The following is a 7683-nucleotide window of genomic DNA, read 5'->3' as shown; positions in this document are numbered from 1 at the left end:
CTGATCGGTGCGACCATCGCCATCGCGGGACTGTCGGTGACGGTGTGGGCGCACCATATGTACGTCACCGGCGGCGTGTTGTTGCCGTTCTTCTCCTTCATGACCCTGATGATCGCGGTCCCCACGGGAGTGAAGTTCTTCAACTGGATCGGCACCATGTGGCGCGGTTCCCTCTCCTTCGAGACGCCGATGCTGTGGACGATCGGCTTCCTGGTGACGTTCACCTTCGGTGGTCTGACCGGTGTGATCCTGGCGTCGCCGCCGCTGGACTTCCATGTCTCGGACTCGTACTTCGTGGTGGCCCACTTCCACTACGTGGTCTTCGGCACGGTCGTCTTCGCGATGTTCGCCGGATTCCACTTCTGGTGGCCCAAGTTCACCGGCAAGATGCTCGACGAACGCCTCGGGAAGATCACCTTCTGGACCCTGTTCATCGGCTTCCACGGCACCTTCCTCGTCCAGCACTGGCTGGGCGCCGAGGGCATGCCCCGCCGGTACGCGGACTACCTGGCGGCCGACGGCTTCACCGCGCTGAACACCATCTCCACGATCAGCTCGTTCCTGCTCGGCCTGTCGATCCTGCCGTTCATGTACAACGTCTGGAAGACGGCCAAGTACGGCAAGCCCGTCGCGGTGGACGACCCCTGGGGCTACGGCCGCTCCCTGGAGTGGGCCACGTCCTGCCCGCCCCCGCGGCACAACTTCCTCACCCTGCCCCGCATCCGCAGTGAATCCCCGGCGTTCGACCTGCACCACCCGGAGATCGCGGCCCTGGACCAGCTGGAGCACAACGGTGTTCCCGCGGCCGCCGTGGCCGGTGGCAAGGAGGAGAGCAAGTGAAGATCCAGGGCAAGATGTTCCTCTGGCTGAGCGTCTTCATCCTGGCCGTCGCCGTCCTGTACGGCGTCTGGTCGAAGGAGCCGGTCGGCACCACGGCGCTCTTCCTGTCCTTCGGCCTGACGGTCATGATCGGCTACTACCTGGCCTTCACGGCCAAGCGTGTGGACGCCATGGCCCAGGACGACAAGGAAGCCGATGTGGCGGACGAGGCCGGCGAGGTCGGCTTCTTCTCCCCGCACAGCTGGCAGCCGCTCTCGCTGGCCGTCGGTGGCGCGCTCGCCTTCCTGGGCGTCGCGATCGGCTGGTGGCTGCTCTACTTCTCGCTGCCCCTCCTCCTGGTCGGCCTGTTCGGCTGGGTGTTCGAGTACTACCGCGGTGAGAACCAGAACCAGTAACCGCGCGGCGCGGTAAGGCGATCGGGCCCGGATACACCTCCGAGGGGGTGTATCCGGGCCCCTCGTTTGGAGTCATCCAGCGCGCCGCTGCTGACAGGCGTCCATAGCGTGTGCTCATGAACCACACGCCTCGCTTCCGCACCGCCGTCAGCCTCGTTCTGCTGGTCGTGACCCTCGGGACGGTCGCGACCGCGTGCGGCGAACCCGACTCCCACCCGCTGTCCGCCCAGCCGTACGACGCGGCCGACCGCGTCGCCTTCAACACGGAGACCGGCAGCCGCAAGGTGGACCCGGACAAGCCGCTCGAGGTCACCACCAAGGGCGGCGACATCCGCATCACCGACGTCACGGTCACCGACGACGCCGGCCGGCGCCTCGCCGGCGAACTCTCCGCCGACGGCGTCCGCTGGCGCTCCACCGCCCCCCTGGCGGCCGGCGCCCGCTACACGATGCGGGTCTCCACGGAGGACGAGGAGGGCGCCCCCGGCGTCCGCGTCCTCACCTTCGAGACCACCCCCGCCAAGCGCTTCCTGACGGCCGAGTTCGGCCCGGAGGCGGGCACCTACGGCGTCGGCCAGCCGGTCACGGCCAAGCTCAGCATGGCCGTCAAGGACCCCAAGGGCCGGGGCGTCGTCGAGCGGGCCCTGAAGGTGAACTCCAAGCCCGCCGTCGAGGGCGCCTGGTACTGGGTCGACGACAAGACCCTGCACTTCCGCCCCAAGGAGTACTGGCCCGCCGGGGCGACGGTGACCGCCAGCAGCAACCTCCAGGGCGTCAAGGTCGCCGGGAAGCTCTACGGCGGCCCCTCGAAGCCGCTGAAGCTGACCATCGGCGACCGCATAGAAGCGATCACGGACGCCGCGTCCCACACCATGGTGGTCAAGCGCAACGGCGAAGTGATCAACACCATTCCGGTGACCACCGGCAAGCCGGGCTTCGACACCCGCAACGGCGTCAAGGTCGTCCTCGCGAAGGAACAGTTCGTACGGATGCGCGGGACGAGCATCGGCATCGCCGAGGGCAGCTCGGAGTCCTACGACCTGCCCGTGTACTGGGCCACCCGGGTCACCTGGAGCGGTGAGTACGTCCACGCGGCCCCCTGGTCCGTCGGCTCCCAGGGCTCGGCCAACGTCAGCCACGGCTGCACCGGCATGTCCACCTCGAACGCCCAGTGGTTCTTCGAGACCGTGCGGCAGGGCGACATCGTCTCCGTCGTCAACAGCTACGGCGACATGATGGCGCCGTTCGGCAACGGCTTCGGCGACTGGAACCTGTCCTGGGACAAGTGGCGCGAGGGCTCCGCGCTGACCGGCGGCGGCAGCGAGGAGAACACCTCCCCGCCCACCACCGCCCGCCTGCGGCCTGCGGCGCTGTGATTCTTGGGGCTCGGTTCGCCTCCGGGGCGCTTTCAGCGGATGCCGACGGTCGGCCGTGCTCGGACCCTCGTACCTCGGGTCCTGCGCGCCACCTCCCTCCCGGCACCCGCGCGCCCCTTCGGCTCACTCGCCGAGGACCACGGGGCGGGCGCCGGGTGCCGGACGCCCCCTGGCCCACTCGCCGGGCCACCGGGCCTCCCGTCGGCTCGCTTGCGGCCGCGCGGCGGCCTTACGCGTCCAGGGAGAGCCGGGTGCGCAGCAGGGCGGCCAGGGCGTCGGCGAACTCGACCGGGTCGACCGGGAGGGTCACCGCCGACTCCGCCCGGCTCCAGGTGGCCAGCCAGGCGTCCTGCGGGCGGCCCATGAGCAGCAGCACCGGCGGGCAGTCGAAGATCTCGTCCTTGATCTGCCGGCACACGCCCATACCGCCCGCCGGGACCGTCTCGCCGTCCAGCACGCAGACGTCGATCCCGCCCTCGTCCAGGGCCTTCAGCACGGCCGGCAGGGTCGCGCACTCGACGAAGGTCACCGGTGGGACGTCCGCCGCCGGCCTGCGACCCGCCGCCAGCCGGACCTGTTCGCGGGTGTTCGCGTCGTCGCTGTAGACCAGGACCGTGGCGCTCGACTGCATGGTTCCTCCGCCTCGTACGAACAGAGCTTGTGGCGCGGATGCTACTCCTCCCGACTGCCTGTCAACACCGGTTCGGACACCCCTTCGATGGGCCGTTCGGGCTGGACGGGAGCCACTGACACACCGAACGGCACCCCCCGGAGTGAGGGCGGGATAAGCGACCGACATAATGTCGGTCGTGGCGACAGCAACGACAGTAGAAACCGGGCACGCGCACCCGTCGGTCAATCGGCCGAACCTCACCAGCGTCGGAACCATCATCTGGTTGAGCTCCGAGCTGATGTTCTTCGCGGCCCTCTTCGCGATGTACTTCACCCTGCGATCGGTGACAGGTCCCGAGTTCTGGTCCGAGAAGGCGGACACGCTCAACCTCCCGTTCTCGGCGACCAACACCACGATCCTGGTGCTCTCCTCCCTCACCTGCCAGCTCGGCGTCTTCGCCGCTGAGCGGGGCGATGTGAAGAAGCTCCGGACGTGGTTCATCGTCACGTTCGTGATGGGTGCGATCTTCATCGGAGGCCAGGTCTTCGAGTACACCGAGCTGGTCAAGCACGAGGGCCTCTCGCTCTCGTCCGACCCGTACGGCTCCGTGTTCTACCTGACCACCGGCTTCCACGGCCTGCACGTGACGGGTGGCCTCATCGCCTTCCTCCTGGTGCTCGCCAGGACGTACGCGGCCAGGAGATTCACCCACGAGCAGGCAACCGCCGCCATCGTCGTGTCCTACTACTGGCACTTCGTCGATGTCGTCTGGATCGGCCTCTTCGCCACGATCTACCTGATCAAGTAATCCGGCGAGGCGCGCCGGCCCGGAGCCGGGCGGCCCGCAGCAGACACAGTCCAGAAGCATCGACGCAGAAGATCCTGACACCGGGGTAATCCGTGAAAAAGCTCTCCGTACGACGACGCCATCCGCTGGCGGCGGTCGTCGTCCTACTCCTCGCGCTGGCGGCCACTGGGGGGCTGTACGCCGCGTTCGCACCCGCGGACAAGGCGCAGGCCAATGAAACCGCCCAGTCCCTCGCCATCAAGGAGGGCCAGAAGCTCTACACCGTGGGCTGCGCAAGCTGCCACGGAACCGGCGGTCAGGGCACCAGCGACGGTCCCTCCCTGGTCGGCGTGGGCTCCGCCGCGGTCGACTTCCAGGTCGGCACCGGCCGTATGCCCGCCCAGCAGCCCGGCGCGCAGGTGCCGAAGAAGAAGAACATCTACTCCCAGAAGGAGATCGACCAGCTCGCCGCTTACGTCGCCTCCCTGGGAGCGGGTCCGATCACTCCGACCAAGGAGCAGTACGACCCGTCCGGAGCGGACATCGCCAACGGCGGTGAGCTGTTCCGCACCAACTGCGCCCAGTGCCACAACTTCACCGGCAAGGGCGGCGCGCTCACCACGGGCAAGTACGCCCCGGACCTGAACGGCGTCAGCCCGAAGCACCTGTACGAGGCCATGCAGACGGGCCCGCAGAACATGCCGTCCTTCCCCGACGGGGTCATGCCCGAGCAGGAGAAGCGCGACATCATCGCCTACGTCAAGGCCGTCAACAGTGAGGACACCCCCTCCCCGGGCGGCTTCGGCCTCGGCGGTATCGGCCCGGTGGCCGAGGGTCTGTTCGGCTGGATCTTCGGTCTGGGCTCGCTGATCGCTGTTGCCATCTGGGTTGCGGCCCACACCGCTAAGGCCAAGAAGTCATGAGTAGCCAAGAGAATTCAGAAGAGAACCTGCCGGCAGGGCAGGGCACCGCGCACGACGCGGCACACGGTGGCGGCACCGCCGTCGCGCAGCACGACGACCCCTTCGCCGATCCGGGACTGCCGGCCCACAAGCCGCGCATCCAGGACATCGACGAGCGGGCGGCCAAGCGCTCCGAGCGCACCGTGGCCCTGATGTTCACGCTGTCGATGCTCGCCACGATCGGCTTCATCGCCTCGTTCGTGATCTTCCCCATCGACAAGAACATCTACGTCTGGCCGATCGGCCTTGTCGGCGCGCTGAACCTGTCGCTGGGGCTGACGCTGGGTCTGGCGCTCTTCCTCATCGGCGCGGGCGCCGTCCACTGGGCGCGCACCCTGATGTCCGACGTCGAGGTGGCCGACGACCGGCACCCGATCGAGGCCGCCCCCGAGGTCAAGGCCAAGGTCCTGTCGGACTTCGCGGACGGCGCGCGCGAGTCGGCCCTCGGCCGCCGCAAGCTGATCCGCAACACCATGTTCGGCGCGCTGGCCATGGTGCCGCTCTCCGGTGTGGTGCTGCTGCGCGAGCTGGGCCCGCTGCCCGAGGACAAGCTCCGCAAGACCCTGTGGGCCAAGGGCAAGCTGCTCATCAACATGAACACCAATGAGCCGCTGCGTCCCGAGGACGTGGTCGTCGGCTCCCTGACCTTCGTCAAGCCCGAGGGTCTGGAGGAGTCCAACCACAACTTCAACAACGAGATCGCCAAGGCCGCCGTGATGATCGTCCGGATCCAGCCGGAGGAGATCAAGGACAAGCGCGAGCTCGAGTGGTCGCACGAGGGCATCGTCGCCTACTCGAAGATCTGCACCCACGTCGGCTGCCCGGTCAGCCTGTACGAGCAGCAGACGCACCACGTCCTCTGCCCGTGCCACCAGTCCACCTTCGACCTCTCCGACGGCGCCCGCGTCATCTTCGGTCCGGCCGGTCACCCCCTTCCGCAGCTGCGGATCGGTGTGAACGCCGAGGGCAACCTCGAGGCGCTCGGCGACTTCGAAGAGCCCGTCGGTCCTGCCTTCTGGGAGCGCGGATGAGCACTGCGACAGACACACGCAAAAAGGCACCCGCCGGCGAGAAGGTCGCCGACTGGGCCGACGGCCGGCTCGGGATCTACTCCCTGGCCAAGGCCAACATGCGGAAGATCTTCCCGGACCACTGGTCCTTCATGCTGGGTGAGATCTGCCTCTACAGCTTCATCATCATCATCCTCACGGGTGTGTATCTGACGCTGTTCTTCCACCCGAGCATGAACGAGATCGAGTACCACGGCTCGTACGTGCCGATGCAGGGCATCCGCATGACCGAGGCGTACGCCTCGACCCTGGACATCAGCTTCGACGTCCGCGGCGGTCTGCTCATCCGGCAGATCCACCACTGGGCCGCGCTGATCTTCCTCGCGGGCATGTTCGTGCACATGATGCGCGTCTTCTTCACGGGCGCGTTCCGCAAGCCGCGTGAGATCAACTGGCTGTTCGGCTTCCTGCTGTTCGTCCTGGGCATGTTCACCGGTTTCACCGGCTACTCGCTCCCGGACGACCTGCTCTCCGGTACCGGTGTCCGCTTCACGCAGGGCGCGATCCTGTCGGTGCCGATCGTCGGCACCTACATCTCGATGTTCCTGTTCGGCGGGGAGTTCCCGGGCCACGACATCATCGCCCGGTTCTACTCGATCCACATCCTGCTGCTGCCGGGCATCATGCTCGGCCTCGTGGTGGCACACCTGATCCTGGTCTTCTACCACAAGCACACGCAGTTCCCCGGGCCCGGCAAGACGAACAAGAACGTCGTCGGCATGCCGCTGCTGCCGGTCTACATGGCCAAGGCCGGAGGCTTCTTCTTCCTGGTCTTCGGTCTGATCGCGATCATCTCCGCGCTGTTCACGATCAACCCGATCTGGGCGCTCGGCCCCTACCGGCCGGACCAGGTGTCCACCGGCGCCCAGCCCGACTGGTACATGGGCTTCGCCGAGGGTCTGATCCGTGTGATGCCCGGCTGGGAGATCAACCTCTGGGGCCACACCCTGGTCCTGGGTGTGTTCATCCCGCTGGTGATCTTCGGTGTGGTGCTCGGCGCGATCGCGATGTACCCGTTCATCGAGTCCTGGATCACCGGCGACAAGCGCGAGCACCACATCCTGGACCGCCCGCGCAACGCCCCGACGCGCACCGCCCTCGGTGTCGCCTGGGTCGTCGGCTACGTGATCATGCTGCTGGGTGGCGGAAACGACATCTTCGCGACGCACTTCCATATGTCGATCAACGCGATCACCTGGTTCGTCCGGATCACGTACTTCGTCGGACCGGTCCTCGCGTTCATCATCACCAAGCGGATCTGCCTGGGTCTGCAGCGGCGCGACAAGGAGAAGGTGCTGCACGGGCGCGAGTCCGGCATCATCAAGCGCCTGCCGCACGGTGAGTTCGTCGAGATCCACGAGCCGCTGTCGGCCGAGGCCCGCTACGCCCTGGTCGCGCACGACCAGTACAAGCCGGCCGAGCTCGGTCCCGAGGTCGACGAGAACGGCGTCCGCCGCAAGATCGGGCGGATGGAGAAGCTGCGCGTGAAGCTCAGCAAGGGCTACTACGGCGAGAACAACCAGATCGCCAAGCCCACGGTCGAGGAGTACAAGGAGATCACCGAGGGCCACGGCCACCACTGATCCCCTGAACCTCCGCTGACCCGGAGTCGCCACCGCGAGGGCCCCGTCCGTACGCCG

Annotated in this window: 8 protein-coding genes; 7 read left to right on the top strand and 1 reads right to left on the bottom strand. The window is 67.3% G+C overall.

The genetic code is table 11. From position 1 onward, the window contains the following. The 3 genes from ABZ457_RS12185 to ABZ457_RS12175 form a co-directional block, all read left to right on the top strand. Nucleotides 1-840, top strand: an 840-nt coding sequence (locus ABZ457_RS12185) for a cbb3-type cytochrome c oxidase subunit I (protein WP_359156733.1), incomplete at its 5' end; no start/stop codon positions are given. Next, nucleotides 837-1235: a cytochrome c oxidase subunit 4 gene (locus ABZ457_RS12180; RefSeq protein ID WP_018848820.1), complete on the top strand. Its 399-nt coding sequence runs from the start codon at nucleotides 837-839 to the stop codon at nucleotides 1233-1235. The genes ABZ457_RS12185 and ABZ457_RS12180, both read left to right, overlap by 4 nt. 116 nt (nucleotides 1236-1351) lie before the next feature. Next, on the top strand, nucleotides 1352-2611 hold the full coding sequence (locus ABZ457_RS12175; RefSeq protein ID WP_359156731.1) for an Ig-like domain-containing protein: 1260 nt from the start codon (nucleotides 1352-1354) through the stop codon (nucleotides 2609-2611). 229 nt (nucleotides 2612-2840) lie between these two features. Here ABZ457_RS12175 and ABZ457_RS12170 read toward each other — a convergent pair whose 3' ends face one another. Then, entirely contained in the window at nucleotides 2841-3242 is a 402-nt protein-coding gene (locus tag ABZ457_RS12170; protein ID WP_359156729.1) for a hypothetical protein, read from the bottom strand. Nucleotides 3243-3411: 169 nt separating this feature from the next. On the opposite strand from ABZ457_RS12170, the gene ABZ457_RS12165 reads away from it, so the two are divergent. The 4 genes from ABZ457_RS12165 to ABZ457_RS12150 all read left to right on the top strand — a co-directional run bounded on the left by ABZ457_RS12165 (nucleotide 3412) and on the right by ABZ457_RS12150 (nucleotide 7626). Continuing rightward, nucleotides 3412-4032, top strand: a complete 621-nt coding sequence (locus tag ABZ457_RS12165) for a heme-copper oxidase subunit III (protein ID WP_026277823.1) — start codon at nucleotides 3412-3414, stop codon at nucleotides 4030-4032. A 92-nt stretch (nucleotides 4033-4124) separates the two neighbouring features. Then, nucleotides 4125-4934, top strand: coding sequence for a c-type cytochrome (locus ABZ457_RS12160; RefSeq protein ID WP_359156726.1), 810 nt, complete (start codon nucleotides 4125-4127; stop codon nucleotides 4932-4934). Next, complete coding sequence (locus tag ABZ457_RS12155; protein WP_359156724.1) at nucleotides 4931-6004, top strand: Rieske 2Fe-2S domain-containing protein; 1074 nt, start codon at nucleotides 4931-4933, stop codon at nucleotides 6002-6004. The genes ABZ457_RS12160 and ABZ457_RS12155 overlap by 4 nt, the downstream gene beginning before the upstream one ends. Next, nucleotides 6001-7626 (top strand): ubiquinol-cytochrome c reductase cytochrome b subunit, encoded by a 1626-nt coding sequence (locus ABZ457_RS12150; protein ID WP_359156722.1) that lies wholly within the window; start codon nucleotides 6001-6003, stop codon nucleotides 7624-7626. The genes ABZ457_RS12155 and ABZ457_RS12150 overlap by 4 nt, the downstream gene beginning before the upstream one ends. Nucleotides 7627-7683 lie beyond the last annotated feature (57 nt).

The sequence above is a fragment of the Streptomyces sp. NPDC005805 genome (assembly GCF_040630445.1).
In the GTDB taxonomy this organism is placed as follows: Bacteria; Actinomycetota; Actinomycetes; order Streptomycetales; family Streptomycetaceae; genus Streptomyces.
The sequence above is the reverse complement of the archived record's forward strand: the minus strand, read 5'-3'. Positions and strand labels throughout refer to the sequence as shown.